Source organism: Vogesella lacus (assembly GCF_979366295.1).
On record NZ_CEETQT010000010.1, the window covers coordinates 79,033 to 105,700 of the forward strand.

Annotated in this window: 31 protein-coding genes; 30 read left to right on the plus strand and 1 reads right to left on the minus strand. The window is 55.7% G+C overall.

Annotation, left to right across the window (positions count from 1 at the left end; translation table 11 throughout):
• Positions 1-20 precede the first annotated feature (20 nt).
• From ACZ9W6_RS13705 to ACZ9W6_RS13725, 5 genes are all read left to right on the plus strand, one after another.
• Positions 21-398 carry a hypothetical protein gene (locus tag ACZ9W6_RS13705; RefSeq protein WP_465191723.1) on the plus strand — a complete coding sequence of 126 codons (378 nt, stop codon included), beginning with the start codon at positions 21-23 and terminating at the stop codon, positions 396-398.
• Complete coding sequence (locus ACZ9W6_RS13710) at positions 395-655, plus strand: hypothetical protein (RefSeq protein WP_465191724.1); 261 nt, start codon at positions 395-397, stop codon at positions 653-655. Before ACZ9W6_RS13705 ends, ACZ9W6_RS13710 begins: the two co-directional genes overlap by 4 nt.
• A 260-nt stretch (positions 656-915) precedes the next feature.
• The gene (locus ACZ9W6_RS13715) at positions 916-1,275 is read left to right on the plus strand and encodes a hypothetical protein (RefSeq protein WP_465191725.1); all 360 of its coding nucleotides are present in this window, start codon (positions 916-918) and stop codon (positions 1,273-1,275) included.
• 94 nt (positions 1,276-1,369) lie between these two features.
• Positions 1,370-2,236: an HNH endonuclease gene (locus tag ACZ9W6_RS13720; protein WP_465191726.1), complete on the plus strand. Its 867-nt coding sequence runs from the start codon at positions 1,370-1,372 to the stop codon at positions 2,234-2,236.
• Positions 2,237-2,364: 128 nt separating this feature from the next.
• Positions 2,365-4,233 (plus strand): P-loop NTPase fold protein, encoded by a 1,869-nt coding sequence (locus ACZ9W6_RS13725; protein WP_465191727.1) that lies wholly within the window; start codon positions 2,365-2,367, stop codon positions 4,231-4,233.
• A gap of 413 nt (positions 4,234-4,646) precedes the next feature.
• Here ACZ9W6_RS13725 and ACZ9W6_RS13730 read toward each other — a convergent pair whose 3' ends face one another.
• Positions 4,647-5,291 carry an HNH endonuclease gene (locus ACZ9W6_RS13730; RefSeq protein WP_465191728.1) on the minus strand — a complete coding sequence of 215 codons (645 nt, stop codon included), beginning with the start codon at positions 5,289-5,291 and terminating at the stop codon, positions 4,647-4,649.
• A gap of 100 nt (positions 5,292-5,391) precedes the next feature.
• On the opposite strand from ACZ9W6_RS13730, the gene ACZ9W6_RS13735 reads away from it, so the two are divergent.
• From ACZ9W6_RS13735 to ACZ9W6_RS13855, 25 genes are all read left to right on the plus strand, one after another.
• Positions 5,392-5,730 (plus strand): HNH endonuclease, encoded by a 339-nt coding sequence (locus ACZ9W6_RS13735; protein ID WP_465191729.1) that lies wholly within the window; start codon positions 5,392-5,394, stop codon positions 5,728-5,730.
• A gap of 168 nt (positions 5,731-5,898) precedes the next feature.
• Positions 5,899-6,237, plus strand: coding sequence for a hypothetical protein (locus ACZ9W6_RS13740; protein ID WP_465191730.1), 339 nt, complete (start codon positions 5,899-5,901; stop codon positions 6,235-6,237).
• Positions 6,237-7,901, plus strand: a complete 1,665-nt coding sequence (locus ACZ9W6_RS13745) for a terminase large subunit (RefSeq protein WP_465191731.1) — start codon at positions 6,237-6,239, stop codon at positions 7,899-7,901. Before ACZ9W6_RS13740 ends, ACZ9W6_RS13745 begins: the two co-directional genes overlap by 1 nt.
• On the plus strand, positions 7,898-9,202 hold the full coding sequence (locus tag ACZ9W6_RS13750) for a phage portal protein (protein ID WP_465191732.1): 1,305 nt from the start codon (positions 7,898-7,900) through the stop codon (positions 9,200-9,202). Before ACZ9W6_RS13745 ends, ACZ9W6_RS13750 begins: the two co-directional genes overlap by 4 nt.
• A complete protein-coding gene (locus ACZ9W6_RS13755; protein ID WP_465191733.1) occupies positions 9,162-9,941 on the plus strand; it encodes a head maturation protease, ClpP-related in 780 nt (259 codons plus the stop codon). The genes ACZ9W6_RS13750 and ACZ9W6_RS13755 overlap by 41 nt, the downstream gene beginning before the upstream one ends.
• A gap of 70 nt (positions 9,942-10,011) precedes the next feature.
• Positions 10,012-11,253: a phage major capsid protein gene (locus ACZ9W6_RS13760; RefSeq protein ID WP_465191734.1), complete on the plus strand. Its 1,242-nt coding sequence runs from the start codon at positions 10,012-10,014 to the stop codon at positions 11,251-11,253.
• Between the two features lie 51 nt (positions 11,254-11,304).
• Complete coding sequence (locus tag ACZ9W6_RS13765) at positions 11,305-11,646, plus strand: hypothetical protein (RefSeq protein ID WP_465191735.1); 342 nt, start codon at positions 11,305-11,307, stop codon at positions 11,644-11,646.
• 2 nt (positions 11,647-11,648) lie between these two features.
• On the plus strand, positions 11,649-12,215 hold the full coding sequence (locus ACZ9W6_RS13770; protein WP_465191736.1) for a head-tail connector protein: 567 nt from the start codon (positions 11,649-11,651) through the stop codon (positions 12,213-12,215).
• A 2-nt stretch (positions 12,216-12,217) separates the two neighbouring features.
• On the plus strand, positions 12,218-12,526 hold the full coding sequence (locus ACZ9W6_RS13775; RefSeq protein ID WP_465191737.1) for a phage head closure protein: 309 nt from the start codon (positions 12,218-12,220) through the stop codon (positions 12,524-12,526).
• A gap of 2 nt (positions 12,527-12,528) precedes the next feature.
• Positions 12,529-13,047, plus strand: coding sequence for an HK97 gp10 family phage protein (locus ACZ9W6_RS13780; protein ID WP_465191738.1), 519 nt, complete (start codon positions 12,529-12,531; stop codon positions 13,045-13,047).
• The gene (gene gp17 / locus ACZ9W6_RS13785; RefSeq protein ID WP_465191739.1) at positions 13,047-13,391 is read left to right on the plus strand and encodes a tail completion protein gp17; all 345 of its coding nucleotides are present in this window, start codon (positions 13,047-13,049) and stop codon (positions 13,389-13,391) included. The genes ACZ9W6_RS13780 and gp17 overlap by 1 nt, the downstream gene beginning before the upstream one ends.
• A complete protein-coding gene (locus ACZ9W6_RS13790) occupies positions 13,388-13,813 on the plus strand; it encodes a hypothetical protein (RefSeq protein WP_465191740.1) in 426 nt (141 codons plus the stop codon). The genes gp17 and ACZ9W6_RS13790 overlap by 4 nt, the downstream gene beginning before the upstream one ends.
• Positions 13,814-13,859: 46 nt before the next feature.
• Positions 13,860-14,501, plus strand: a complete 642-nt coding sequence (locus ACZ9W6_RS13795) for a phage tail tube protein (protein WP_465191741.1) — start codon at positions 13,860-13,862, stop codon at positions 14,499-14,501.
• 52 nt (positions 14,502-14,553) lie between these two features.
• Positions 14,554-14,868, plus strand: a complete 315-nt coding sequence (locus tag ACZ9W6_RS13800; RefSeq protein WP_465191742.1) for a phage tail assembly chaperone — start codon at positions 14,554-14,556, stop codon at positions 14,866-14,868.
• Positions 14,868-15,182, plus strand: a complete 315-nt coding sequence (locus ACZ9W6_RS13805) for a DUF1799 domain-containing protein (protein ID WP_465191743.1) — start codon at positions 14,868-14,870, stop codon at positions 15,180-15,182. Before ACZ9W6_RS13800 ends, ACZ9W6_RS13805 begins: the two co-directional genes overlap by 1 nt.
• 49 nt (positions 15,183-15,231) lie before the next feature.
• A complete protein-coding gene (locus ACZ9W6_RS13810; RefSeq protein ID WP_465191744.1) occupies positions 15,232-15,561 on the plus strand; it encodes a hypothetical protein in 330 nt (109 codons plus the stop codon).
• Positions 15,562-15,627: 66 nt separating this feature from the next.
• Positions 15,628-20,406 carry a phage tail length tape measure family protein gene (locus ACZ9W6_RS13815; protein ID WP_465191745.1) on the plus strand — a complete coding sequence of 1,593 codons (4,779 nt, stop codon included), beginning with the start codon at positions 15,628-15,630 and terminating at the stop codon, positions 20,404-20,406.
• 44 nt (positions 20,407-20,450) lie between these two features.
• Positions 20,451-21,944 carry a hypothetical protein gene (locus ACZ9W6_RS13820; protein WP_465191746.1) on the plus strand — a complete coding sequence of 498 codons (1,494 nt, stop codon included), beginning with the start codon at positions 20,451-20,453 and terminating at the stop codon, positions 21,942-21,944.
• Between the two features lie 2 nt (positions 21,945-21,946).
• A complete protein-coding gene (locus tag ACZ9W6_RS13825; RefSeq protein ID WP_465191747.1) occupies positions 21,947-22,798 on the plus strand; it encodes a hypothetical protein in 852 nt (283 codons plus the stop codon).
• Positions 22,798-24,108, plus strand: coding sequence for a hypothetical protein (locus ACZ9W6_RS13830; RefSeq protein ID WP_465191748.1), 1,311 nt, complete (start codon positions 22,798-22,800; stop codon positions 24,106-24,108). Before ACZ9W6_RS13825 ends, ACZ9W6_RS13830 begins: the two co-directional genes overlap by 1 nt.
• A complete protein-coding gene (locus ACZ9W6_RS13835; protein WP_465191749.1) occupies positions 24,105-24,641 on the plus strand; it encodes a hypothetical protein in 537 nt (178 codons plus the stop codon). Before ACZ9W6_RS13830 ends, ACZ9W6_RS13835 begins: the two co-directional genes overlap by 4 nt.
• Positions 24,638-25,066, plus strand: a complete 429-nt coding sequence (locus ACZ9W6_RS13840) for a hypothetical protein (RefSeq protein WP_465191750.1) — start codon at positions 24,638-24,640, stop codon at positions 25,064-25,066. Before ACZ9W6_RS13835 ends, ACZ9W6_RS13840 begins: the two co-directional genes overlap by 4 nt.
• A gap of 27 nt (positions 25,067-25,093) precedes the next feature.
• Positions 25,094-25,375 carry a phage holin family protein gene (locus tag ACZ9W6_RS13845; protein ID WP_465191751.1) on the plus strand — a complete coding sequence of 94 codons (282 nt, stop codon included), beginning with the start codon at positions 25,094-25,096 and terminating at the stop codon, positions 25,373-25,375.
• A gap of 1 nt (position 25,376) precedes the next feature.
• Positions 25,377-25,874 (plus strand): glycoside hydrolase family 24 protein, encoded by a 498-nt coding sequence (locus ACZ9W6_RS13850; protein WP_465191752.1) that lies wholly within the window; start codon positions 25,377-25,379, stop codon positions 25,872-25,874.
• A 247-nt stretch (positions 25,875-26,121) separates the two neighbouring features.
• Complete coding sequence (locus tag ACZ9W6_RS13855; RefSeq protein ID WP_465191753.1) at positions 26,122-26,379, plus strand: hypothetical protein; 258 nt, start codon at positions 26,122-26,124, stop codon at positions 26,377-26,379.
• Positions 26,380-26,668: the final 289 nt, after the last annotated feature.

Below are 26,668 nucleotides of genomic sequence, written 5' to 3' on the forward strand. Positions count from 1 at the left end.
TCACTTTTTGCCGAGGAAGTATGATTGAACCTGCAGCAGCTTTGAAACACTGGGGCGCCTGGGCCGTGGATACGGGCAATTGGCGCCGCACATGCGCTGGCATCGAGAAGCGATGGGCTGAGGATCCAAGCCGCTTTGTACACGCTGATGATGCAGAGAAACGCTTCCGCTTCAGGTACGACCAGAAAGCCGGCGAGACTGCAGAACGACTGGTCAATACCCTGGTTGATCAGGAAAAGCTGGTCTTGCGAGCACGGCATGTACATTGGCCGCACCTGTCTGATGAAAACATCGCTCGCCGTCTGGGAATGCGCCCTGCTTCGTTTGATACCGTGCTCTGCGCGGCAACCGTGAGCTTTGGCAAGCTTTGGCGCCGCCATCACCGGGAGGCTGCATGAAACGACCCAGAGGCAACGGGTTGGCCGCAAAGCTCGGCGAGATACTGGCCGATGCCTCTCGCCCGATGTTCCTGGGCGAACTGGAGGCTGCACTCGACTTTCATTACGAGAAAGCCGAGATCATGAGTGTTCTGGTCAAAATGCAGGCGCAGGGCAAGGTGGGAAGCAGCTTGCGCGAGCGAGAGGGCCCGGGGCGAAGAGTGGCCAAAGGGTATGCGTTAGTACCCTTGAACTTGCAGTTAACACAAAGAAATTAAATTTTCATAAAATGCCCAACATCTTTATTGCATATTATCTAGTATGAATTTGTTCAGAGAAAACGGGGGCGTTGAATCTGGAACAGCCCCGGTGACTTTAGTCATCGGGGCTTTTGCTTGTCTGAGATTGACTGAGCACAATGAAAGACCAGGCATGCATTGATGAGATTTGCATACTGAAATAGCATTGCCGGTCGTATAGGCACTGCCTTCATGGCCGCCTTGTGTTTGTTACTGACTATCGAGATAAAGGACACGCAATGCCCAAGGCTGTTTCTCAGGCGATTCTGTGGATCTGGATCACCATTGCACTGTCTGTACTGGCCGCGCTGGTGAACAAGTGGATTGGCGCTGTTTCGATGGGCGAGTTTGTACTCAACATCCTGATTTACGCCCTCTTTTGCATGTTTCCATACAAGCTTGCCAAAGGCAGTAACCCGACACGTTGGGTGTATACCGTAGTGACGGGTATATCGCTATTGCTGATGCTTGGCGGTATGGCTACAGAAATGCCGGCTGCGGATGTGGCAGTATCGATTGTTCTGATACCCATTCAGATTTATATCCTGGTGTTGCTGTTCAAGCGGGAGGCCTCGGGGTGGTTTGGGCAGGCTGCTTAACAACATTATTGCTGGTTCAATTCATTGATGAACACCCGTGGTGACTACCCAGTCACGCGCAGATGAACGACCTTTGCACCCGAGAAATGTACGGATGAATATTCAAGCATACCGAAGTGACCTAAGATTTACGGATTGCCCAAATGCCTTTTTGGTAACGGGAATGCGAAATAATGCTGACCTGGATAAGCAGAATCGCAGGCTTCTTGCGCAGAGAAAGACCGGATACTGGAAGGTTGCGAAAGATCGTATCAGTATCGGGGATGCGATTTTCTTGTTGCTGCCGAATCAAGTGGTGCAGCATGGTTACCCACGGGAATTATTTGGCGGTGTTATCACCAAGCTTGTTTCTCGCCCTTCGGGCGGCGTCGAGATTGAAGTGCAGGCGTTTCATCAACTGGCCCCAATTGTTGAAGACATCACGCGATTTTTGCAAGGCCCTACTCCATCTGGCAGTACGGCACTTGCCATCTGGACTAAGGATGATGAGTCAGCACCTGAGATTGATCAGGGTTATATAGATGATGAGAAGACCGAAGAAAAGATCGGAGCACGCAAGGATATTGGCCCGACGCAAATTACTGATCTGATTCAGGCCAGGCGAGGCCAGGGTATTTTCCGGCGGGGAGTACTGCGTATTGAAAAGCGCTGTCGTATAACCGGCATTGACGACCCGACACACCTGTGTGCGAGCCATATCAAGGCTTGGCGGTTTAGCAGTGATGAGGAAAAGTTGAGTGACTTTAACGGACTGATGCTTGCCCCGCATGTGGACCATCTCTTTGACAAGCATCTGATTTCGTTTACTGATGATGGAGATTTACTGGTATCGCCACGGCTGGACCGTGAAGTATTGAAGAAGTGGGCGATCCCGACGGCGCTGAATGTCGGCAAGTTCAGCCCGGAACAGGCTGCGTTTCTGGCGCACCATCGTCGGATGTTTAACGAAAAAGTGTCGTAACTATATGGATGATCAAAAGCCGCCCAAGGGCGGCTTTTGATTTAGGCGAAAACGGGGCTGTGTGATCTGCCACCGTTTTCTGCTTCCCAGTTTTCTGGCCAAAATACTTAAAAGAGAGATATAAATATATGATTTCACAAAAAAATAAACATATAGAAGAGTTTCTAGACTACTACTGCGCCCTAGAAAAATCGCCAGAATACGGCGTTATGATTGATGGTTCGTGGGGAGCAGGAAAAACATGGTTCATAAAAAAGTATCATGAAAAATTACATGAAAGAAAAATTAAAGCAATTTATATTTCACTTTACGGGACAGCATCAACTAAAGAAATTGACGAAGCCATTTTTCAAGCCATTCATCCAGTATTATCCCATAAAGTAACACAACTCGGCGCAAGGATAATTAAAGGATCATTCAAGGCTACATTCAAATTTGACCTGGATGGTGATGGAAAAGATGATGGCACAGCCAGTGTAGGCATCCCTGATATCAAACTACCTGACTATCTCAATGATGTCGACAAGCATATCTTTATATTTGATGACCTAGAGAGAAGTGAAATTAGCGCTGACAAACTGCTTGGATATATTAATCACTTTGTTGAGCACGAAGGCATGAAGTGCATTCTCATGGCCAATGAGGAAGAATTAAAAAACACAAAATCAACATACAATAAACCATACAATGAGATAAAAGATAAAGTCATTGGCAAGCGCTTTGGCTTTGCTTCCGATTTTGATTCTGCGATAGCTGATTTTACAGACAGAAATACATGCAACACATCGCATTATTATCTTTGCAGAAAGTTCGAGAAAATAAAGGAAATATATCAATCTGCTGGATACAATAACTTTAGGCACCTGAAGCAGTCATTACTTGACTTCGAAAGAGTACACAAGCGTCTCAATGAAAGCAAAAAGCTTGATGAAATAATAATTGACCACATTCTAGAATCTCACCTTTTTCTATCCCTTGAGACAAGAGCGGGGAAATTGAAACACAGTGACATCATAGGGATATCATCACAAAGTATGGCTAGATTTATGTCCAGAACCATTGGGAACACAGACACAAGAACAAGCAATGATATAGAAATTGACAATGCAATTGAAAAGTACAAGGACAAAATCAATATCGACCTATTTCCATCTGAAGAGTTTTGGCACTTATTTTTTGATAAAGGCATTGTTGATGAGGATTGTGCAATTAAGGCAATCGAAGGCAGTAAATATTTTAAAAAACATAACACTCCAAGCTGGCAGCTCCTGTGGCACCTATCCGAGTTGAGCGATACCGAATTCGAAACAGTGCTTAAAGAGGTAATGCAACTATATCAAAACCATAGTTATCAAGACGTGCGTATTGTATTGCACGTTTTTGGAATGCAACTGCTACTTTCCGATGCAGGGCTAATTAGTATTGACAAGAAAACCATTGTTGAAGATGCCAAAAAATATGTAGATCATTTAGCAGAGAATAACATTCTTGCAGAGAATATTGGGAGAATTGGGAATAGCTCATACACCATGGCATACAGCTGCAATGAAACTACAGAGTTCGCTTCACTCGTTACTTACATTAAACAAGCTCAAGAAAAAAATGCAGAAAAATACTTAGCAGAAAAAGCACTGAACTTAGTCAATCTCATGACCACTGATTTAGAAATTTTTAGCGAGAAAATTAAACTATCCAATTCAAGCAACAATGAATACTACTCCACTCCAATATTAAAATTCATTGATGTTAATGAATTTATAACCAACCTGTCTAAATTGCAAAACAAAGACATCATAAAAATGGCCAATACATTCAAATCAAGATACTGTCACCTAGAGTTTAATACCAAACTCAAAGGCGAGATAGACTGGCTGGAAACAGTTTCTATGCGATTAAACCTAGAGGCAAAAAATCGAGACGGCAAGTTGAGCAGCTATTACTATCGCCTACTAGAGACTGAATGCAGAAATGCCATTAAGCAATTAGAGCCGTGCTAAAGCGCATTGCCATGCCGGATAAAGCAAACTCTACCCTCCCATAAACACCCCTGCATTGTCCTGTCCGTAGTTGCTCGGTGCGCCTGCGCCGGGCAGCAGGTTCTCAGCACCTTGTCGTATTCTTCGATCCGGGTGCCTAGGTCTCCATGTAGACCTTCAGACTGGCCTTGTTTGCTTCATTTAGCGTCAGGCCGCTGGCGAGCTCCTGGCGGGTGTTTTCTTCCCTCAGCTCTGGCTCGTCGACTGAGCGCGTGGCTCAAGCATTGGATGAGGATGTCGCTAGCAGAGGGCCTAACACAAATCGATTCACAACCATACCTGTCACTTTCGGCATATATGAAATCAGCCAGCTTCAAACCCAATAAATCCAAGGGTAAGTTATATTGACGGCGTGGTGGTTGAGCTATGCCTACTCAGGAAAAGTGCTTCATCCGATGGCAGTTAGGGCACAACGCTTCGGCATTGTCGACAGTATCGTCCCCACCTTGTGATAGTGGCTTCTTATGATGCACTTCCAGATATGGAGTGTTGTCAGATCCTCTCCTGAACGGTGCGGATTGCTTGCAATGCTCACAATGTCCATTTGCACGATAAAGCACTTGAGCAACCACATCAGGGTTACGATCATAGACATAAGTCAGAACCAGTCTGCGTTCTGGCTTTTTTTTAGCTTTCGCCAAACGATCAAGACGGGACTGATCTGAGTCATGCCGTGACAGCTGAACCTGTTTGTCCAGCTGTTGCCTGTAACGATCGAATTCGGACTCCCTCTCTTTACAGCAGAATGCACAACGTTTGCTGAAGCCTGGTTGACCGTATTCACTCTTACCCATTTCAAGAAATAGCGCAGCTTCAGATAGCGAGCAGAACTTGATGTAATCCCCGGTAGTGAAATTTGTTGCATTCCTGATCGTGTTACAGCCTGCTCGGTGTAGCACCTTGTAAGCATCACTAGGCCGTCTTCTAGTGTTTACAACATAACCACTCGGATTTGCCGCGCACCATGCTTGGTAGGCCTCATCGTTATCTTCAAATCTTAGAACCTTGGTCTGGCTCATGCTTTATCGCTCCCTCATGCCCCCGCCAATATGATATGGCAATGCCATGAGAATTTGCGAAATTGTGCGTTTTCCGCCCAACTTTTACGGACTGAGGTTCATGCCCCGACTCAAGACGCTGAAGCCCAATCTGCAAGTGGTGCGAGATGAGCGCGTACCTACCATGCAGGCAGGTAGCTGGCGGACCAAGGGCATGACTGCTCGTCAGCGTGGCTATGACTACGATTGGCAAAAGGCCCGAAAACAGTATCTGTCCGAACATCCGCTGTGCGTGCGCTGCGAGGCTCACGGCCTGGTGGTTGCGGCCAATGTGGTCGATCACGTCATTGCTCATCGAGGTGACAAACGGCTGTTCTGGGACAGGCACAACTGGCAGGCGCTATGCGTGCCCTGCCATAGCGGCGAGAAGCAACGCGAGGAGAACGTCAGCAGTCGTTGAGGTCGTCCTGTAACGGTCCCCCATGGGCTGGCACGGGGCATTCCTGCCATGGCTCAACAGACCTGATGAGTGAGGGGGGGTATCAAAAGTCTGGGTACCCCACCCCTCTAGACCGCACGTATTCTCACGCGCAGATTTTTTTCCCTTTTTCAATTAGGAAATCAGCAAATGGCAGGCGCAAAAGGCAGGAGTGGCGGCCCGCGCGCCAATGCTGGCGGGGCTCGCGCCGGTGCAGGCAGAAAACCCAAAGCCGAAAAGAAATCAGCAAATGGCCAAGCACATCCAGTAGCAAGCGATACCGATATGCTGACCCTGTTGCAGCAAATCGCGCTGGGTCAAATCCCCGCTAGCAATATCCAAGTCCGAGCGGCTATCGCTGCCGTTCAGTACACCCATGTCAAGAAAGGCGACGGCGGCAAGAAGGATGAGCGCAAGGAGGCGGCAGGCAAAGTCAGCGGTCGCTTCTCTGCTCCGCCACCACCATTGAAAGTCGTGGGAGGTAAGTAATGGGTGCACCCGAATGGACAACTGCCTGCCCTGACTGGGCAGACCGGTTGATCAAACGTCAGTCCATTATCCCGCCGCCCATCTATACAGACTCGGCCGCCTACGCACTAGAGATTTTCAAGGCACTGAAGGTCGTTGACTTGCCAGGCCAGCCGACATTTGGCGAGTGCAGCGATGAGTGGGTATTCGACTTTGTGGCAGCGATCTTTGGCGCGTACGACACCGAAACTGGCAAGCAGCTAATCCGTGAGTTTTATTTGCTGATTAGCAAGAAGAACACCAAATCCACCATCGCCGCCGGCATCATGCTGACAGCGGTCATCCTGTGTTGGCGCACTGACGAAGAGCACCTGATCCTGGCACCGACCAAGGAGGTTGCCGACAACAGCTTCAAGCCGGCAGCTGGCATGGTTCGAGCGGACGAAGAGCTCTCCGCCCTCTTCCATGTTCAGGATCATCTGCGCACCATTACCCACAGGGTGACACGAGCAAGCATGAAAGTTGTGGCGGCTGACACTGATACGGTTTCAGGCAAAAAGTCCGGTCGTATCTTGGTGGACGAGCACTGGCTGTTTGGCAAGAAGTCCGGCGCCGAAGCCATGTTTATCGAGGCCTTGGGTGGCCAGATCTCCCGCGAAGAAGGCTGGGTGATTTACCTCACCACGCAAAGCGACGAGCCGCCTGCCGGTGTATTCCGCGACAAGCTGCATTACTTCCGCGACGTGCGGGACGGCAAAATTCATGACCCGCGATCGCTCGGTGTGCTTTATGAGTTCCCCGAACAGATCCTGAAGGACAAGGGCTACCTACTGCCCGAGAACTTCCACATCACCAACCCTAACCTGGGCCGATCGGTTAGCAGTGAATGGCTGTCCGATCAGCTGCGCAAGAATCAACACAAGACTGATGGCACATTTCAGCAGATTCTGGCCAAGCACCTCAACGTAGAAATCGGACTCGCCTTGCGGATTGACCGCTGGGCCGGTGCCGACTTCTGGCTACAACAAGGCCGACGAGGTCTGACGCTGGAGCAGATCATCAAGCGCAGCGAGGTCATCACTGCCGGCATCGACGGAGGCGGTCTGGATGACTTGCTGGGTCTGGCCGTTGTTGGCCGCGATGCGGAAAGCGGCGAATGGCTCGGATGGATGCACGCATGGGCGCATCCATCCGTACTGGAGCGCCGCAAGGAAATTGCCCCCGCACTGCGCGACTTCGCCCGCGATGGTCATCTCACGCTGGTAAATCGCATCGGTGAGGACGTGGAAGAGCTGGCCGGCTACATAGCTCAGATTGAACAGTACGACCTGCTTGATAAGGCAGGGCTCGATCCGGTCGGCGTCGGCACCATCCTCGATGCCTTGGTCGGTGCCGAAGTGCCACAAGAGAAAGTCATTGGCATCAGCCAAGGCTGGAAGCTGGGCGGTGCCATCAAAACCACCGAACGTAAGCTGGCCGAAGGAGTGCTGGTGCACGATGCCAGCCCGATGATGTCATGGTGTGTCGGCAACGCCCGGGTAGAACCGAAAGGCAACGCCATCCTGATCACCAAGCAGGCAAGTGGAACAGCCAAGATTGACCCACTGATGGCTCTCTTCAACGCGGTGCAGCTGATGGCACTCAATCCTGAAGCACGTAATGGACCAAGTATCTACACACTATGAATACAGCAACCATCACAGTAAGCACCGGCGAGTACGGCTCTCGCGTGCTGGCGGACTGGATCGCTTCCCGCGAGGGTGCGGCAGAACGCGCCGGCCTGGTGGCGCTGGGCGAAAACACGGTCGAATCCTCAAGCTTGGGCTTTGGCGAGCTGGCTAACCTGCTGGGTGCCAGCGCCCGTAGCAGCGCCGGCGAGTCGGTAACCAAAGAGACCGCGATGCGCGTGTCTGCTGTCTACGGCTGCGTATCGCTGATCGCTGGGGCCATTGCTTCCCTGCCCCTAGGCATTTACGAGCGCGGTGACCGCGGACCAGACAAGGCAGACCATCCCTACTGGTACATGTTCAATGAACAGGCCTGCGAGAACTGGACTTCGTACGCTGCCTGGGAATACATGATCAGCGCCAAGCTGTTCTACGGCGACGGCTTTGCTCGGCTGATCAGGCCCAATCCGGCCAGCAGCCGGGTTATAGGCTGGGAGCCTCTGCACCCGCACAGCGTGCAGCCTTTCAAGCACAACGGCCGCGTGCTGTACCGCGTAGCCCCGCCTGGTGAGCAAATACAGACGCTGGACAGTTCGGACATCATCCACCTGCCCAGCATGGGATTTGACGGTCTGCTCAGCCCCAGCCCTATTACCTATGCTGCGCGTGAAGCCGTCGGTACTGCGCTAGCAGGCCAACGCTTCACTGGCCGCTTCTTCTCCGAGGGTGCGCAGTTCGACTATGCACTGAAGACCGAGCAGAAACTGAAAAAGGACCAGCTCGACCTGCTCAAGGCCAGCCTGATTAGCCGCCTGCAGAACGGTGGCCGCGGACCGTTGATTCTGGATGGCGGCCTGACGCCAGCGCAGCTATCGGTTAACAGTAAGGATGCGGAAATTCTTGCCACCCGACTGTTCACGGTAGAGGAAGTCTGCCGGATTCTGGGGGTGCCACCTAGCATGGTTGGCCATACTGAAAAAACCACCAGCTGGGGTGCCGGCATCGAAAGCCAAGGCATTGGTTTTGTTCGCTACACCCTGCAACGACACCTGACCCCCATTGCGCAAGAGCTGAACCGCAAGCTGTGGCCAATGCGTGAGCGCTACTTTGTGGAGCACATCGTGGCCGCACTGGAACGTGCCGACCTGAAAACCCGCTTCGAAGCCTATCGCATCGCCTTGGGCCGCGCCGGCGAACAGCCATTCATGGATGCCAACGAGATCCGGCAGCGCGAGAACATGCCCGAGAACGACAACCTGATAACCAATGGAGGTGCCGATGCGCAACCGACTACTGCAGCTACTGGCACAGAACCGTAAACCGTTCGAACCGATACAGAGCAAGATCACGCAGGAAGATGGCCAAGCCGCTCTCTACCTGTATGACCCTATTGTGGGCGACCGTGTCACGGCAGAATGGTGGGGCGGTGTCTGCCCGCAAGACCTGGTACCAGCGCTGCGTGCCCTGAAGGCAGATGAAATCACGGTGTACACCAACTGCCCCGGCGGTGACGTCTTCGCGGCAGAAGCCATCAGCCAAGCTTTTCGCGAGCATCCAGCGCAGATCACCATGCAGATCGAAGGCTATGCAGCCAGCGCCGCCACCAGCCTGGCCTGCGCCTGCGATCGCGTGGTGGCCACGGCCGGATCCAAGTACATGATCCACAACACCTGGACACTGGCAATTGGCAACGCCGACGATCTGGAGAAGGTCGTCGCGCTGCTGCGCAACTGCGATAACTCGATGTACGACCGCTATGTTGGCCGCACCGGCCAGCCGCGCGATCAGATCATCGAGTGGTGTAATCAGGAGACCTGGTTCAACGCTGACGATGCGCTTGCCGCTGGTTTTATCGACGAAGTGCTGCCGGCAGTGAAGGCTTCAGCCAAGGCTGGCCGCGACTGGGTGCTGAGCGCTTACCGTAATGCCCCAGCAGCAGCTGCCGGCACCAATCCGGCACCGCAGGAACCGGCTGAGCCGACAGAACAAACCATCTATCTGCCAGAAGCACACAGGGCGCGGCAACTGCAACGCCTCGCCCTGCACTCCCGACTCTGACGCGCGCCTCGCGCCCAGTACACAGCCACCCTGCCCGGGTGGCTTTTTTTATGCCACGAAAGGAAACCCCATGAGCAAACTGGCTCAACTGCGCGCGCGCCGTGACGCGAAAGCCCGCGAGGCGCAAGACCTGAACAACAAGTACCCGGCAGATCAGCGCATGCCGGCCGCAGAGGGCGAAAAACTCGATGCCATCCTTGTCGAGATCGAGGCCATCGACAACGATATCGCCCGTGAAAACCGTCTGAACCAGATCGCTGGCGACGAGCAGGCCGAGCACGAGCATGCGCTGAACCAAGCCACTCGCCACGGCGGTCAATCAGACGAATCGGCAGCACTGCGCGCCATGCTGACTGGCGGCATGTCGGCACTGACACCCTCGCAGCTGCAAGCGTCTGCTGCGCGTCAGACGCCGGAAATGCGCCAAGCCATGTCCACAACGACCAGCACTGAAGGTGGCTTTACCGTAGCAACTGAGTTCTCTCGCACGCTGCTTGAGGCCATGCACCAGATGGGTGGTGTCCGCGCAGTCGCCAGTTACATCCGCACCGGCACCGGTGCACAGATGTTGTTCCCAACTGCTGATGCGACGCAGGAAGAAGGTGAAATCATCAACGAGAACACTGAAACATCCGAGCAGGACACCAGTTTCGGACAGGCGAACATGAGTGTGTACATGTATTCGTCCAAATCGATTGCCCTGCCGTTCCAGTTGCTGCAGGACTCGATGATCGATATCGAAGCCTACATCCAGAACCTGCTGAAACTGCGCCTGTGGCGCATTCAGAACCGTCACCAGACGCTGGGTACCGGTGTGAGCCAACCTCGTGGTCTGGTGACCGCAGCAGGCGTGGGCAAAGCCGCTGCGACAGGCCAAACCACCACGGTTAGCTATGACGATCTGGTCGATCTGGAACATAGCGTCGACCCGATCTATCGTCCTGGCTGCGGCCTGATGATGCACGACGATACCCTGAAAGTGGTTCGCAAGATCAAGGACGACAAAGGCCGCCCGATCTTCGTGCCTGGTTATGAGCAAGGCAATCCCGGTGGCGCACCGGATCGCTTGCTTGGCCGCACCATCAACATCAACCAGAACATGGACCCGATGGGGGCTGGCAAGAAGTCGATCCTGTTCGGTGACTTCAGCAAGTATCTGATCCGCGATGTGATGGACCTCACTCTGTACCGCATGACCGACTCCAAATACACCCTCAAAGGTCAGGTAGGGTTTGTGGCCTTCATGCGCTCCGGTGGCAATCTGCTGGACGTTGGCGGCGCAGTAAAGGCCTATCAGAACAGTGCCACTTAAGGTGACAACCCCGTAGCCCGGCACTGGCCGGGCATTTTCATGGAGCACACCATGCCCCCGAAAACAAACAAGATCAACGAGACGCCAGCAGACGAAGCGCAGTCTGTACCTGCCGAGACCAATCCGACAGCTACCGAAGGGCCAGCAGGCACCGGCGATCCGGAAGTACAGTCCATCAAATCCGAAACAACCTCCACTGAGCAGTTCGCATTGGTAACGGCACGGGTATTGGCAGCTATCACCATCGGGGAAACCCGTTACCGGCCGGACGACATCATTGTCGAGCTTCCGGAAGCGTTGGCCAACAGCCATGCCAGCGCTTTGGATCTGCACCCCGCGGCTATCGAGTTGGCACGGGAAAACGGCGGTAAGACCAGGCAATACGAGGGTTGAACATGAAGCTGACCGACACTCTGCTGACGGCGCCGACTGCCGAACCGGTGACGCTGGCCGAAGTGAAGGTCAGCGCCCGCATCGATGCGGACATCACTGCTTTTGACCTCCTGATCCCGATGTACATCACTGCCGCGCGCGAACAGGCTGAGCACGAAACCGAACGCTGCCTGATGCCACAGATGTGGCGTGCCGAGCTCGATGACTGGGATCGGGAGGTCACTCTGAAAGCCTCGCCGTTCATTGAACTGACCAGCATCGAATACCACGACGGAGCCGGCTGGGTACCGGCTGCGGCCAACATTTACGAACCGCTGTTAAGCATGGACGGTAAGGTCGTGCTGGCGCGAACGAACGAACCAGCGCCCGCGCTGGCGGCCAAGGCCGGCACGCGCGTAAGGGTGATCTATCGCGCTGGCTACGGCACAGTCCTACCCAAGTCTGTGAAACAGTGGATCGTCGCCCAGACCAGCTACTGGATTAACCACCCCGAGGCGGCCAACGAGCGCGCGCTGACGGTGTCGCCATTTCTGGATCGGTTGCTTGATCCATTGCGCACGTGGGGATAGCGATGACACTGAACAAACAGATCAATCTGCAAGCCTACACGCCCAACGGCCGTGATGGCATGGGCCAGCCCATTAAGACCTGGATCGACCATGCGACCGTCTGGGCAGATGTGCGCTTCATCAGCGGTCGCGAGTTTGTGCGGGCAGACAAGGAAACGTCGGAGGCTACTGGCAGTATCCGTATCCGTGCGCGAACAGTAACCACTGCCATGCGTGTGCGATTCCAGGGATCGACCTACAACATCAAGGCAATACTGCCTGTCAGCGGTGGCGAGTTTATCGATCTGGCCGTAACCGAAGCGAAGGAGTAAGGATGGCCAACCATCTTTCAATCCAACTGGATACCGCTGCACTCCGTGGGGCGTTGCACGATTTCGCTGCTGAACTGCAAAGCGACTATCTACGCTCTGGAGCCGCGGCCGCGGCCCGAGTGCTTCAGGATGAAATCATCCAGCGTGTACCCGAGCAGTCAGGGCGCCTCAAGCAATCCATCTACCGCTATTGGGATCGTGCGTCCTCAGTTGGCAGTCAGGTGTACCACGTTGGTGTGAACAAAAAGACGGCAAAACACTGGCATCACATCGAATTCGGCCACTGGCGTTACAACAAAATCGTCAACGGCCGTCCCATGAAAGCCAAATCCAAACCCCATGCAAAGAACAAAATACCCGGCGTGATTGACCCGGCTATCTACGATCAGCCAGGTGCACTTGCCAAGCCAGTCTGGGTACCAGCCAAGCCTTATCTTCGCCCTGCCTATGAAGCAAAAATCGATGACGCACTACAGGCTGGTTTGAAACGGATAGCCGCCAGAGTACGGGGGGAGGACTAATGAGTGAAGCAGACATGGTCGCAGTACTCTCTCCGCTGATTGCAGAACAACTTTATCCCGACACTGCCCCTGCTGACGCCAGCTTACCTTATGCCACATGGCAACAAGTCGGCGGCCGAGCAATTGCCACGCTTGAAGGCGCCGGCAGTACTGAATGCCCTCGCATACAGATCATTACTTGGGCCGCGAGCAGGCTGGAAGCCAATGCCAAACACAGGCAACTGATCAGAGCCGCTACGGATGCACTCGGTGCCGAATTGGCTGGTGGCATGGTAGCCATGCATGAGCCGGTAACGCCGCTTTATGGCTGCCAGCAAGATATCTATCTGGGAGTACGCGAGTGAAATCGACACGTAGAACACGGCTTTATATCAGCACCCAGACGCCATCCGATCGCACACCTGCCACATTTGCTGCATTGGACTGGCTGCGCGTGGCCGGCATTCGCACTGTCGGAGACATGCCCTGGCAGTGCCAGCCACTCGTCGCGCCGGTAGCCGGCCGCAGTTATCCGATTGTGCGCTATGGCGAAATGCAGGCCAGCGAAATCCAGCTCGAGCTGGTGCGCACGCAGGATGCCGGACAGGCGGTGTTGCGCACGGGCTGGCTGCAGCCTGCTCGCGCCTATTGCCTCGAGGAGCCGGATGGCAGTCGAAGATACTTCACCGCACTGATACCTCAGATGAGTGATGGTGGCTGGTCACCCGGCAGCATTGCCGATCACAAGCTGACCTTATTACTGGATGACCTGCCGGTCATCGCCTGACAAGCCGCCTTCGAGCGGCTTTCTTCATTTCTGAAAGGAAAAAACAATGGCTATCAAATTGCCAGATGGCGCACGCTTTGAGCTGGGCACGCTGGGGGCGGCCAAAACGGTAACGGCTATCTCGAACGCCACAGAAGGCGTAGTCAACGCCCTCGCCCACGGCTTTACCGCCGGCAGTGCCGTCATCATGTCTAGTGGTTGGGATCTGATCGATGGTTCCATCTATGAGGTCGGCACCGCCCCCGCCGCTGACAATTTCAAGCTGGCCGCGACGAATACGACCGACACAGTACTGTTTCCGGCCGGCCAGGGCGCAGGTACAGCTACCCCAGTAACCGCTTGGGCGCGCGTGCCTAACGTTCTGGCGTTCTCGCTTACCGGCGGTGAAAGCGAAAACACTGAGGTCGACTTGCTGGATGCCTCACGCAAACTCCAGCTGCCATCCGGCTACAGTGCACTGGCCGCCTCGGTCAGCATCGCTGATGACAACAGTCTGCCGCATTACGCTCAGCTGAAAGCAGCAGCATTGAAAGGTGGCCAGCTACCGTTCCGCCTCGTGCTGAAAAGTGGCGCAAAAATCTACTTCTTTGGCTATGTGAGCTTCTCCGGCATTCCCACGGTGGAAAAGGGAAACGTGATGGCCAACAAGCTGGATGTAGCCATCGCTGGCGACCCAACTCGTTACTGATCAACCTGAAGCCCCGCCCTGCGCGGGGCTGCTCCCATCGGAAGGATAAAGCATGGCCAAGCTCAAACTGGCAGTAGACCCGACATTTACCGAAACCGTTGAGATTCCGGTGCCGGGTGGTGAGGTTGCCCAGATCGAGGTGACCTTCAAGCATCGCACCCGCGATGAAAAGGAATCGCTGGTGCGTGACGAAGTCAAGGATATGGATGATGTCGCGCTGGTGCAGGCCGTGGCAATCGGCTGGGATCTGGACGAGCCGTTCGAGACCAAGCACATCAAGACGCTGACGCAAAACTACCATCATGCTGCCATTGCGATCTGGCAGTGCTATCTGACCAGCCTGGCGGGCCATCGCACAAAAAACTGATGGCGGCGGCGCGCGCCCTTTACGAGCGCTCGCCGGATGCCGCGCAGCTGGCCGCCTTCGGTCTGACGGCGGCCGATTACGATGACGAGTATGTCGAAGTCTGGCCGGATGTTTGGCCGGCCGTGCAGCTCTTTTTGCGGCTGTCCACCCAGTGGCGCATTGCCATGGGGGGTGCCACCGGTCTGGATTACAACGTACTGTACCGCATGATGGACCGCCTGCCGCTGTCGCCGGCTGAGTACGACCAGCTGGAAGGCGATATCCAGATCATGGAGCGCGAAGCGCTTGAGGTCATGGCGGAGTCGCGCGAGTGATTTGTCATGCTGTATGCTGGCGTATTTAATTACCAGGGACCAAATCGTTATGGCTTTGTTTGACTGCCCCGAGTGCGCCGGCCCGGTGTCCAGTTCGGCCGCCTGCTGCCCGAAGTGCGGCTGGCGTCGCCCGCCGCCCAAGAAAAAGCGGCCCTTGCTTTGGTTGTCGCTGGCTTTGGCCGGTGGCTTCCTGTTGTTCACATTCAAAGTGTCGGGCGATCCTACCGCGCAAAAGCGCTCGCAAGATCGCGCCGCTATCGATCTGTGCTGGCAAGAGCAGTCGCGCAAGTCCAATAGCGCCGCGACGGGTGCTTTTGTCGCTGAGGCGTGCGAAGCCATGGAGCGCCGTTACGAAGAGGTGCACGGCGTCAAGCCCTGATCGTCGCGAATTCCGTTTACACATGCCCCGCCTTGCGCGGGGTATTTTTTTGCCATGAGGTGAGCTATGTCCGAGTCGACTGCAGGCGGTGCAATTGCCAAGGGTGTCATCGAGATTGATGCTCGCGCCGATGGCGTTGATGCCACGATTGCCAAGGTCGAAGGCGCGCTGACCGAGCTGGGCACGGCTGGCCGCCAGGCTGGTGCCGAAGCGTCGGCCGGTATCAGCCAGATCGGTGCCGGTGCCGAGTCGGCATCGGCGCGAGTCGTGTCCTCGACCGGCCGCGCCAAGCGTAGTGTCGAGGATCTGGGCGATGCAGGCCGCCAGGCTGGCACTGGCAACACGCTGCCCAAGCTGGGCTCGGATGCCGAGGGGGCCGGCCGCAAGATTGATGCCGCCACACGCAGCATTGTCACCTCGATCCAGCGACAGATTGCCATGCTGGAGGCTGGCGGCAAGGCAACCAGCAGTTATTACGAGGCACTGGCACAGCAGCGCGGCATTGATCCGGCGCGGATCAAGCCCTATCTCGACCAGCTCGAGTCCGTCAGTGCCCGGCAGCAGCAAGTCGGGCAGACGTCCGGTGAAATGGCTGCGGCTATGCGCACCCTGCCGGCGCAGTTTACTGACATCGCCACCAGTCTGGCCTCGGGGCAAGACCCGATGCTTGTGCTGATCCAGCAGGGTGGCCAGCTGAAAGACCAGTTCGGCGGTATCGGCCCCGCTGCCCGCGCCATGGGCCAGTATGTGCTGGGGCTGATCAATCCGTTTACCCTGACAGCCGCTGCGGTCGGGGCGCTGGTGCTGGCGCATGAAGCCGGTGCCCGCGAAATGCGCGCCTATAACGAGGCGCTGATTACGACCAATGGCGCGGCCGGCGTCACCGGGGATGCCATGGCCGATATGGCGGCGCGCATGGACGAGGTCAGCGGCACCCAGTCCAAGGCCGCCGAAACCTTGGCCGCGCTGGCCAGCACCGGTGCTGTGGCCGGCCAGAATCTTGAGTCGTTCGCGCTGTCCGTAGTGGGTTACAGCAAAGTCAGTGGCGTCGCCATCGAAGATCTGGCCAAGAACTTCGCCGCATTGGCGGAAGACCCGACTGATGCCGTCGTGCGGCTTGATAAAGAAATGCGCTTTTTGACTGCCGGCCTGTACGAGCAGATCAACGCGCTGGAAGAGCAAGGCAACAAGACGGCAGCGGCAGAGCTGGCCCAGCAGTCGTATGCAGACCTGCTGGCCAAGCGCACTGCCGAAATGGCCGGCAATCTCGGCACCATCGAGCGTGGCTGGAATGCCATCGCCGGCGCGACCAAGGAAGCGCTGGACGCGATGCTGAGTATTGGCCGCCAGCAGACGATAGGCCAGCAGATCGCCAAGCTGGATGCCCAGATTGCCAGTCTGGGCGAGTCGCCATCCCGCGCCGTGGTCTATCGCTCGCAAATCGAGGCGCTCAAGGTGCAACGCGAAGCGCTCGCTTCCGATCAGCGCCGCCTCGCGACAGATGAAGCGCGTAAAGCCGAGCGTGAGCAGGTGCGCAAGGACGGTGTGGCGGCTGCCATCGCTATAGAAAAAGCACTGGATAGCGCCGCCAGCAAAAGCGAAAAGATGCAAAAGGCGCTGGCCAAAGCTGGCCGCGACTTCGCCGCAGCGGCGGCGGCCGGCAATCCAGTCAGCGCTGCTAATCAGGATAAAATCCTGACTGACATCCGCAAACGTTTTGCTGAAAAACAAAATAACCGTGGCGTCCGCCTGGCAGAACAAGCTGTCGATGCTTATGGCGACATGGAACGCAGCCTGCGCAAGCAGCTGATGACAGAGCAAGAGCTGACGGTTGCCGAGAAGGTCCGCATGGATCTGACCGACAAGCGCTACAAGCGGCTGTCTGAGGGTCAGAAATCCACCCTCATTGGCTTGGCCAAAGAAGTTGATGCATTCAAGGTGCAGCAAAAGCTGTTTGCGGACATGGCCGCCTCCGCCAAAGAGCTTGCAGCAGCAGATACTCGCCGCCAGCAAGAAGCGACTGATGCTGCTTACCAGGCGTACCAGCGTGTCGCAGACCAAGTCAAAGCCCTGCAGCAAGAGGCTGACACCTACGGCCTGTCGGCGGCGGGCGTGCAAGACTATCTGCTGGCAAAAGCTGAAGAGCGCCTGGCGCTTGAAAAGTCCGGCGAGGCCCGCCAGGGCGTCATCGAGCAGATCGAGCGAGAAATTGCTGAGCGCCGCAAGCTGGCTGACCTGCAGCGCGGCAAGGATATGCGTGATGCAGCTGCCGAGGCAGTGCAGAAAGCCACTGAGAACTGGCAGAAAACTTCTGACCAGATCAGTCAATCCCTGACCGATGGCTTGATGCGCGGCTTTGATAACGGCAAAGACTTCGCCGATAACTTTGCCGATATGCTTGAAGCCTCTTTCAAGACGATGGTATTGCGTCCGGTTGTCGAGTTTGTAACCAAGCCGGTAAGCAACGCGATCAACCAGGCATTCAATGGTCAGTCAGTTACTGGCGGACAATCCATCTGGTCAGGCAGTGGCTTCGGCGGCAATGTTGCCGGCGGCATCGGCAGTCTACTCAACCAGTTCGGCAACCTATCAGGGAGCGCTGGTTTGTCGGCCTATGGTGCCGGCTATGGTCTAAGTGCTAGTGAGGTTGCAACAGCTGCCGAGGCCTACCGTTCAGCTGGCATGAATGATATTGCCGGGCAGCTACAATCTGGCCAATCAGCAGCCAGCACCGTTGGCCAATATGCGCAGGCCGCTGGCTATGTGATGGCAGCCTACAACGGCATCAAGGCCGTCGAGCAAGGCCGCTGGGGTAGCGCCGCCGGCACGGCTATTGGCGCGTGGTTTGGCGGGCCGATGGGCGCTGCCATCGGGGGCCAGATCGGCGGCATGGTTGACGATATGTTCGGCGGCAAGGGTGGACCGAAAACCGGTGGCGAGGGCTGGACGGGTAGCCAGCGCGATGAGTTTTACACGCCGGGTGAGTCAGACCGCCAGCTGCGCGATACTGTGCGCCAGCTGCAGGCTCAGTATATCGGCATGGCCGTGTCGCTGGGCGGCAGCGCCAAGGGGCTGCAGTTCGGCTTGGGGTTCGACTCTGACCCACAAGGCAGCGCCGGCGACCGCGTCAAGTCCGCGCTATACGGTGCCGATGGCCGCTCGATCTACAGCGTCCTTGATCGTGGCGTTACGTCAGCACAAGAAGGTGTCAAGGTAGAAGCATCCCGACTACTCGTCGCCGCGTTGCAGCAGTCCGACCTGCCAATCGCACTGGCCAAGGTTCTATCGAGTATCGATGTCGCCACTGCCAGCGAAGAAAGCCTGCAGGCTGCGCTTGATCGTGTCCAGACAATCGGCAAGATCGAGACTGCATTCCGCCAACTAGCAACAGTCTTCCCAACCCTTTCGGGACTGACGCTGGAGGCAAAGGAACGGATGGCAGAGCTGTCAGGTGGTGTCGACAACCTCACGTCCAACTTGGGTGCTTACTATTCGGCATTCGTGCCCGAAGAGGAACGCCGGGCAGCTGTGATGTCGGAGATTGCTGCCGAGTTGTCCAAGGTGAATCTGCAATTACCTGCCTCACGAGATGAATTCAGACAACTCGCAACCAGTTTGCAGGCAACTGGTCAGGCCGGCACAGAAGCTTTCGCAAAACTCATGGGCGTGGCCGGTGCATTTGCCAGCGTAACAGAGCAAGCCAGGGGCTTGTCTGACTACAGCAGTCGCGTCGAGCAGGCCTACGACCGCGAGTCCTCGGCAAAAGCGGCGCTGATCGATCGGCTCGCAAGCTATGCAGACAGTCTGCGTGATATGCGCCACAGCCTGCAGCTGGGGGAATTGTCGACGCTGTCACCCGAGCAAAAATATCAGCAGGCTAAACGCCTGTTTGATGAGACTCGCAGTCAGGCACTTGCCGGTGACCAGTCAGCGCAAGACAAGCTCAGTGGTATCGCACAGCAGTATCTCGAAGCCTCTCGTGCTTACAACGCCAGTGCGGCGGCGTATGCCGAAGACTTTGCAACCGTACAGGCAGCACTGCTGACTGCGGAGTCATCTGCCCGTGCACAGATCAGTCTTGAGCAACAATCCCTGACGGCCATGCAGCGTATGGTTGACGGTATTGTCGATCTCAAGGATGAGGTTGAAAGTCTGGCCGACGCGGTCAAGGCCTACTACGCAGCCAAGAGCGGTTCGGCCGGTGGAACTGGTGCACCCGTTACCGGTGGAAGCACCTCCGGTGGACTGCAGTACGATCCAAGTGCAGGCACCGTCAACGGGGCTGGGTTTGGCAAGCTGGGTTATGAAGCGCCAGCCAATCTCGTTTATCAGGCGTTCGAGCAAATTCTGGGCCGTAGCACTGCAGGTGACGTTGCCGGTGCAGATTACTGGGAACAGCAGATCAAGTCCGGCAAGTATGGTGTCGGTGACATCGATACAGACCGCTTTATCAAGGACTTCATCGGTGGCGCATCGGGCGCGGACAAGACCGCAGCGGAAACCTGGCTGAAACGTCAGCTGATCGACGGTAGTCACCGTGATGGCCTGAAAAAGGTTGGCAAGGATGGTTACATCGCTGAGCTGCATTACGGTGAAGGCGTACTGACTGCAGAGCAAAACCGCACGATCCAGTCCATCGACTGGCGTGCATTTGGCCGAGTAGACAATGCCGCGCTAGTGGCCGAAGTAAAAGCATTGCGTGCGGAGGTGGCTGCCTTGCGCACCGAAAATGCGGCAGATGCGGCAGCCAGTCGCTTGCAAGCGGAGGCCGTGGCACGAGTACAGCTGACGCAGAGCAGCAAGCTGTCGACATCGCTGGATCGCGCGGTCGCTGAGCGTATTTAATCAACCCCACTGGCCCCGTCACAGCAATGTGGCGGGGATTTTTTATGCCTGTTCTGGTCGCGGAAATTGATCTGTATCAGCTGCCGACGGGGCCGCTGGTAACCCGCCGTTATACATCCGGCCTGCCCTTCACGACAAAACCGACTGACAACCCTGGCAATGTTTTTGTTGATGGCCGTTTGGCCGCGGGTCTACAGGTTTTTCGTCGTGATTTATTCGACCGGGCAACCACTTTCGGAATTGTCGCACCAGGGCGAGGCGTCATCACCTTGAGCAATGTGGATGGTGTACTTGATGAACTGCTTGGCTACGCGCCGCGAACTGTTCGCTTGTACAGTGGGGAGCCCGGAACGCCATACCCATCGGCGTGGATGCAAGTAGGCGCAGCGCAAGTTACCCGCATCACCGCAGACGACAAGACCATTCAGCTGCAACTGGCTGACAGGTTGGCCGCACTGCAAAAGCCACTACTACCAGCTCAGTACTCAGGCAATAACGCTTTGCCTAATGGACTCGAAGGTCTGGATGACCTCAAGGGCCAGCGTAAGCCTCGAGTCATCGGAGCGGTGCTCAACATAAGGCCCGTGCTGGTCAATACCTCAAAGCTCATCTATCAGGTAAGCGATCAGGCCGCCGCTGTCACAGCGGTTTACGACGGTGGTGCCGCGCTGACGGCTGGTGCGGTTTACAGCACGCTGTCCGATTTGCAAGCGACCGCCCCTGGCGCAGGCCAATATCGCGTGTACAGCGCAGCCGATGGCACCTATGTTCGCACTGGCAGCAGCCCCGCTCGTGAATTGACAGTCGATTCATCTACTGCCGAAACAAAAGCCGGGGTGCTGGCAGCAGCAGTAGCCAGCGCGATGGGGATCACCGTGTCGTCTAGCGTGACCACAATTACAGCACCGGTCGGCGTATATGTAACGGATGAGGAAACCGCACTGCAGGTGATTGCCGACTTACTGGGCAGCATCGGTGCCAGCGCAGCTTTTAATGCAACCGGCACCCTGTGCTTTGCCCAGCTGTTGGCCCCTGCAGCCGTTCCAGACGTGGTGCTGCAATCGTGGCAGATCAAGTCCGTGACACTGCAGGCGACGGAGGACGAGGACGGCGGGTTGCCGGTGTGGCGCGTGCAACTGGGCTATGCACGCTGCTGGACGATTCAGACAGCATCAGATCTGGCGTCCGGCAGTGCCACCCGGGCAACGTTCACCACGCAGGAGTATCGGCAGGTCGTAAGCGAAAACACTAGCCGTAAGACCGCGTGGCCGGATGCGCCCGAGCATGTCGTGACAACTGCACTGCAGATGAAAGCCGACGCCGAAGCTGAAGCAGCAAGGCGCTTGGCTCTGTATGCCGGCCGCCAGCTGTACGAAGTCCGCCTTGACGCCATGCCGGAAACAACCTCAATCGATCTTAACCAAACGGTGCAATTGACCTGGCCACGATGGGGGCTAGCTGCCGGCAAGTTACTACGCGTCATCGGCATCACCCGCAACGACGGCAATAGCGAAATCACCTTACGACTTTGGGGGTAAAAATGGGCACGATCAGTATCGCGTACCCGAATCGCGCCGCAACCGCCGTAGTTTCCGGTGGCAGCTGGCAAACACCCGTAACTTGCCTGTTGACGCGGCCGCTGGGCGAAGTAGCCAGATCAGCCAGTCTGTCACTTGCCGCCACCCGTTTTGATATTGACTTGCAACGATTGCGGGCAGTGTCGTTCATCGCACTGGTGAACCATTCCTTTTCAATCGCTGCTCGCGTACGCATCACAATGGGCAGCACGGCCGGAGGCGCTGATCTCTACAACAGTGGCTGGCTCGACGCCTGGCCACCGGTCCGGAATATCCAGATGCAATCATGGCGCTCGGAAAACTGGTGGAACGGCAAATTGACGGATGAAGAGCGCCAGCAATACCCCAGTGACTTTACCTTGCAGCTGCCATCGTTATTGCTCACCCGTTACATGCGCGTCGAGATTGATGATGCCGCCAATGCTGCCGGCTATGTCGAGATCGGGATGCTCTTCGTAGCGGATGCCTGGCAACCCGTTGTCAATGTCGATCTGGGGGGCTCGCTGCTGTGGCAAGACAAGACGGCAGTAGAAGAAACGGAAGCCGGACTGGAGTTCTTTGGGCAAAAGGCTCGGCGCAGACGTGCCAGCTTCCGACTCTCGCACTTGACGACGGACGAAGCGATGAGCCGTGCTTTTGATCTGGATGGCACGCTCGGCATATCCGGTGACCTCTACTACATAACGGATACCGATGACATCTTGCATCGTATCCGCCGCAGCTTCCTTGGCAGGCTCGAACAGACCACAGAGATCAACCACGCCGGCACAGATCGGTATGGCAAACAATTCACCATCATAGAAAGGATTGCCTGATGACAAGTGTCGTTCTTAACGGCAATACATACTCGGATACCGGATCGCCAACCGGGCGTGACCTTTGCGGCAGCGATAACTATGGCCACACTCGTTGGCTGCTGCCCATGCTGTCCGACACAATGACAGACATCGGAGCCAGACAATCTGCAATTGCGACTGCGGTATCTCAAGCTCTAACTCATCGCGATGCGGCCGCAGCGAGCGCCCTTTCTGCAGTTAATGCACCGGGAACCAACGCCACCTCAGCAACCAGCCTGGCAATGGGCTCCGGTAGCAAAACACTGACCATTCAGACCGGCAAGGCGCTAGTAGTCGGCCAGTTTGTTGTCATTGCGGTCACAGCTACACCGACAACGTACATGGTCGGTCAAGTCACGGCATACAACACCACAAACGGCTCACTGACAGTATCAGTATCCCTCTCGATCGGCACCGGTACATTTGCTGCTTGGACAGTATCACTGGCACCGGCATCACTGCGCGAAGCGACACAAGCAGAGGCAGAAGCCGGGACGGTCGTCGATGCCATCATGACTCCGGACCGCGTTGCTCAAGCGATTGCTGCGATCCCGAGCCGTATTGTCTATTCACCTCGATCAGCCGCGGCAACCTTGGCCGCAGCCGATTGTGGCCGCCTGATCGACATCACCACCGGTACATTCACCCTCAGCTTTTCTGCCGTGGCCACGCTGGGGGCCGGATGGTGGTGCTATGTACGCAATACGGGGGCTGGAACCATCGCGCTGGATCCGGCAAGCACGGAAACAATCGATGGCGGGGCAACCCTGTCACTGTATGGCGGTGAGACACGACTGATCTATAGCGCCGGGGCTGCATTACAAAGCATTCTGCTGGTGGGTGTGCCCGTTATGTACCTCACTGAAGAGTATGCAAGTGGTACAAACGGCACGGCGTTCACCAGTGACACCTGGAAAACCCGCCCCATCAACACAGTGAAACTCAACAGAATTGCCGGTGCCTCATTGTCCGCTGGACTGATTACGCTACCGGCAGGGACTTACGAAATATCCGCCTCATATGCTTTGGAGAGTAGTGGATCTGGTAGTACGAAGTGGCTAACACGGCTTTTCAACCAGACCGCTGCCGCCGTGTTATGCAATGGGGTAATGCTGCCTTGGATGAATGTGCAAATTTCGACGATGGTAGGAGTATTCACTCTCACAGCTAACAGCGTAATCCGTCTCGAGCATTATGCGGGGGGCGGCTATGGTAATGGTGGGCTGCCCTACTCAATTCCCTCTACCAACGAGGTTTACGCCAACATCACCATCAGGAAGTTATCATGAGCGATCCGATTTTTACTGAGTTGCAGCAAGAGAAATGGGTACTGCTGGCAAACAATATTGTGGTGCAACAGCAGCCGTACCCTGAAGATGGTTTCATTCTTGCGCCACTTCATGTCAGTATTGGCTGGCAATGTACCGGCGATGAGTGGTTTGCACCGGTACCCGATAGTGCCGCATATCGCCATCAGTTGCTGACACTGACTAATGCCCGAGCTTCCACACTCCTTCAGTCACTTTCGGCACAGTACCCTCAAGGCGAGATTCAGAGCTGGCCAGCACAAGTCGTGGAGGCCGAGCGATTGCAACGTGACCCCCACGCTACTTCGCCACTACTGACAGCCATTGCCTCGGCTCGCGATGTACCGCTGTTGCTACTAGCTGGCCGCGTGCTGGAAAAGGCTCACGCCTATGCGCAATTATCAGGTGCAATTATCGGCCGCCGGCAAGCTCTCGAAGATCAGATCTCGGCAGCGACCAGCGACCAGCTGCACACAATCAACGCCGCTGAAGGTTGGCCGGAGGTACCAGCATGATCGCTGCGGCCACGCCGCCATGGCGCTATCGGCTCACTGCCGACTTTACCTACCGATCCCCGCTTCTTGCGGGGATTACTTTTTATAACGACTGGGTGCGTATTGAGCACGGGCTGATCACGATTCAGGCGGGATATGCCTGGGATGGCTGCAGCCCCGCAGTACGCCTACCTGTTATTGGAACCTGGCTGGGCACGCCTGATGGACCGACGCTGGCAGATGGTTGGCCGCAAACCGGTCGAGCGAGCCTCGTGCATGACTCACTTTGTCAGTTTCGCGCAGAAATCCCGATCAGCAAAGCCGCCAGCGTGGCGATATTTGCCGAATTGCTGCAAGCAGATGGCTGGCGATGGTGGCGTCTGTATACCTGTGCTGTAAACCGCTTCGGACCGCCAGCATTTGCCGGTGATCTTTCACGCCGCTAAGCGGCATTTCATTTCAGAGAGGGAAACATGCAAGAGCATGAGAAAGGCTTGCTGTATTTGCTGGTCATTGGTGCGGTAATCGGTATTGGCAAACTGCTAACCAGTTCGGAGGTCCTGACACCGCGACTGATCATCGGCCGAGCGATCTTGGGAAGTGGTACCAGCATGATCGCAGGCGTAGCGCTGGCCCAGTTCCCTAACCTCCCCCTGCCCGCACTGGTAGGAATGGGGAGTGCATTGGGCATTCTAGGTGCGCAGTTCATTGAGGCATGGCTCAAGCGCCGGGCGCAAAACATAGGAGGGAGTTAACATGCCACGCATTTCCGAACAAGAAGCTGGCGGCAAAAACGTGCTGGCGTTTCTGGACATGATCGCAATCTCCGAGCTGGGCACTCCATTGCTGTCTTCAAGCGACAACGGCTACAACGTCATTGTTGGTAGCACTGCTTTCAAGCCCATTCTGTTTGACTGCTATACGGATCATCCGCGACGCGTTATCAATCTACCCAATCTCGGTATCAAAAGTACTGCTGCCGGTCGTTATCAAATTCTCGCACGATACTACGACCACTACCGACGGGAGCTGGGTCTCTCAAGCTTCAGTCCCGCAAATCAGGATCGCATCGCCCTGCAACTCATTCGAGAATGCCGAGCCTTAGGCGATATACGGCAAGGCGATATCACTGTCGCGATTCACAAATGCCGTAGCCGTTGGGCATCGTTACCAGGTGCAGGTTATGGACAGAATGAGCATAGCCTCGATCATCTATTGGCCGCGTTCAAGGTGGCCGGCGGTTCACTGGTATAGCCTTGCTTACCTGCATATTGCACCTGTGCCTATAAATTTGTGCTTTAGCGTCGAGAAGCCCCGCTACCGTTGCCGGTGCGGGGCTGAATCTTTTTGCCTGGCGCGCGCGGCGCCTGACTGGGGGCAATATAACAAATTGTTGTGGAATGGCGTTCCGGGGTAGTTGTCATGCATATATGCGTGGCGATCTTGAAAGCGTGCGACGGTCATATATATTCATATTAGATAAACGCGCAGGTAATGCAATATGAATGACGCAGGTGAGTTACTGTTGTGGCTGCCAGATGTGATGTTTGATGCTTATCGTGTCGCACCCTGGTGGGTACTGGCCGGCTTGATGTTGTGGCCTTTGGTGACGATTGCCCTGGCATGGCGACCCAAGGGAAGAAAACCAGCAGCGGCCTTATTGATGCCCTGGTTGTTGCTGCTGGTTTTTCAGTTTGACCCGGAGGAGACCTTGCTGGGCGTCGAGATGATCGGACTACCGTGGCCTTGGTGGAGTTAGGTAGACTGCTCTTCGCTATGAAGAGCCCCAATATGTTTCAGGGACTTTTGATTGGTATCGAAATGATAGATGTCAATCCGGTGAGGAAAGATTGCACCCTTATAACGCGAGACCAGCTTCTCGGCCATTGGCTTATCAGCTAAAACATGAATCCGCTGCTCAGTGCCTGGCCATAGGGACAACCACAATAATTCCGAACAGGCTCGATCAAAACCACCAGTGTTGTTGCTCCCACCCGAAGTCTTAAGGGGACTGGTACTCACGCCACCAATAAGACGGCCAGGAGCAT

Bases quoted from the DNA above. Each gene is read 5' to 3' on its own strand.
- ACZ9W6_RS13795 (WP_465191741.1), top strand. From the start codon at position 13,860: ATGGCTATCAAATTGCCAGATGGCGCACGCTTTGAGCTGGGCACGCTG.
- gp17 (WP_465191739.1), top strand. From the start codon at position 13,047: ATGAGTGAAGCAGACATGGTCGCAGTACTCTCTCCGCTGATTGCAGAA.
- ACZ9W6_RS13850 (WP_465191752.1), top strand. From the start codon at position 25,377: ATGCCACGCATTTCCGAACAAGAAGCTGGCGGCAAAAACGTGCTGGCG.
- ACZ9W6_RS13810 (WP_465191744.1), top strand. From the start codon at position 15,232: ATGGCTTTGTTTGACTGCCCCGAGTGCGCCGGCCCGGTGTCCAGTTCG.
- ACZ9W6_RS13705 (WP_465191723.1), top strand. From the start codon at position 21: ATGATTGAACCTGCAGCAGCTTTGAAACACTGGGGCGCCTGGGCCGTG.
- ACZ9W6_RS13830 (WP_465191748.1), top strand. From the start codon at position 22,798: ATGACAAGTGTCGTTCTTAACGGCAATACATACTCGGATACCGGATCG.
- ACZ9W6_RS13750 (WP_465191732.1), top strand. From the start codon at position 7,898: ATGAATACAGCAACCATCACAGTAAGCACCGGCGAGTACGGCTCTCGC.
- ACZ9W6_RS13825 (WP_465191747.1), top strand. From the start codon at position 21,947: ATGGGCACGATCAGTATCGCGTACCCGAATCGCGCCGCAACCGCCGTA.
- ACZ9W6_RS13740 (WP_465191730.1), top strand. From the start codon at position 5,899: ATGGCAGGCGCAAAAGGCAGGAGTGGCGGCCCGCGCGCCAATGCTGGC.
- ACZ9W6_RS13735 (WP_465191729.1), top strand. From the start codon at position 5,392: ATGCCCCGACTCAAGACGCTGAAGCCCAATCTGCAAGTGGTGCGAGAT.
- ACZ9W6_RS13715 (WP_465191725.1), top strand. From the start codon at position 916: ATGCCCAAGGCTGTTTCTCAGGCGATTCTGTGGATCTGGATCACCATT.
- ACZ9W6_RS13805 (WP_465191743.1), top strand. From the start codon at position 14,868: ATGGCGGCGGCGCGCGCCCTTTACGAGCGCTCGCCGGATGCCGCGCAG.
- ACZ9W6_RS13800 (WP_465191742.1), top strand. From the start codon at position 14,554: ATGGCCAAGCTCAAACTGGCAGTAGACCCGACATTTACCGAAACCGTT.
- ACZ9W6_RS13720 (WP_465191726.1), top strand. From the start codon at position 1,370: ATGAATATTCAAGCATACCGAAGTGACCTAAGATTTACGGATTGCCCA.
- ACZ9W6_RS13820 (WP_465191746.1), top strand. From the start codon at position 20,451: ATGCCTGTTCTGGTCGCGGAAATTGATCTGTATCAGCTGCCGACGGGG.
- ACZ9W6_RS13770 (WP_465191736.1), top strand. From the start codon at position 11,649: ATGAAGCTGACCGACACTCTGCTGACGGCGCCGACTGCCGAACCGGTG.
- ACZ9W6_RS13845 (WP_465191751.1), top strand. From the start codon at position 25,094: ATGCAAGAGCATGAGAAAGGCTTGCTGTATTTGCTGGTCATTGGTGCG.
- ACZ9W6_RS13725 (WP_465191727.1), top strand. From the start codon at position 2,365: ATGATTTCACAAAAAAATAAACATATAGAAGAGTTTCTAGACTACTAC.
- ACZ9W6_RS13730 (WP_465191728.1), bottom strand. From the start codon at position 5,291: ATGAGCCAGACCAAGGTTCTAAGATTTGAAGATAACGATGAGGCCTAC.
- ACZ9W6_RS13745 (WP_465191731.1), top strand. From the start codon at position 6,237: ATGGGTGCACCCGAATGGACAACTGCCTGCCCTGACTGGGCAGACCGG.
- ACZ9W6_RS13760 (WP_465191734.1), top strand. From the start codon at position 10,012: ATGAGCAAACTGGCTCAACTGCGCGCGCGCCGTGACGCGAAAGCCCGC.
- ACZ9W6_RS13710 (WP_465191724.1), top strand. From the start codon at position 395: ATGAAACGACCCAGAGGCAACGGGTTGGCCGCAAAGCTCGGCGAGATA.
- ACZ9W6_RS13755 (WP_465191733.1), top strand. From the start codon at position 9,162: ATGCGCAACCGACTACTGCAGCTACTGGCACAGAACCGTAAACCGTTC.
- ACZ9W6_RS13815 (WP_465191745.1), top strand. From the start codon at position 15,628: ATGTCCGAGTCGACTGCAGGCGGTGCAATTGCCAAGGGTGTCATCGAG.
- ACZ9W6_RS13835 (WP_465191749.1), top strand. From the start codon at position 24,105: ATGAGCGATCCGATTTTTACTGAGTTGCAGCAAGAGAAATGGGTACTG.
- ACZ9W6_RS13775 (WP_465191737.1), top strand. From the start codon at position 12,218: ATGACACTGAACAAACAGATCAATCTGCAAGCCTACACGCCCAACGGC.
- ACZ9W6_RS13840 (WP_465191750.1), top strand. From the start codon at position 24,638: ATGATCGCTGCGGCCACGCCGCCATGGCGCTATCGGCTCACTGCCGAC.
- ACZ9W6_RS13765 (WP_465191735.1), top strand. From the start codon at position 11,305: ATGCCCCCGAAAACAAACAAGATCAACGAGACGCCAGCAGACGAAGCG.
- ACZ9W6_RS13855 (WP_465191753.1), top strand. From the start codon at position 26,122: ATGAATGACGCAGGTGAGTTACTGTTGTGGCTGCCAGATGTGATGTTT.
- ACZ9W6_RS13780 (WP_465191738.1), top strand. From the start codon at position 12,529: ATGGCCAACCATCTTTCAATCCAACTGGATACCGCTGCACTCCGTGGG.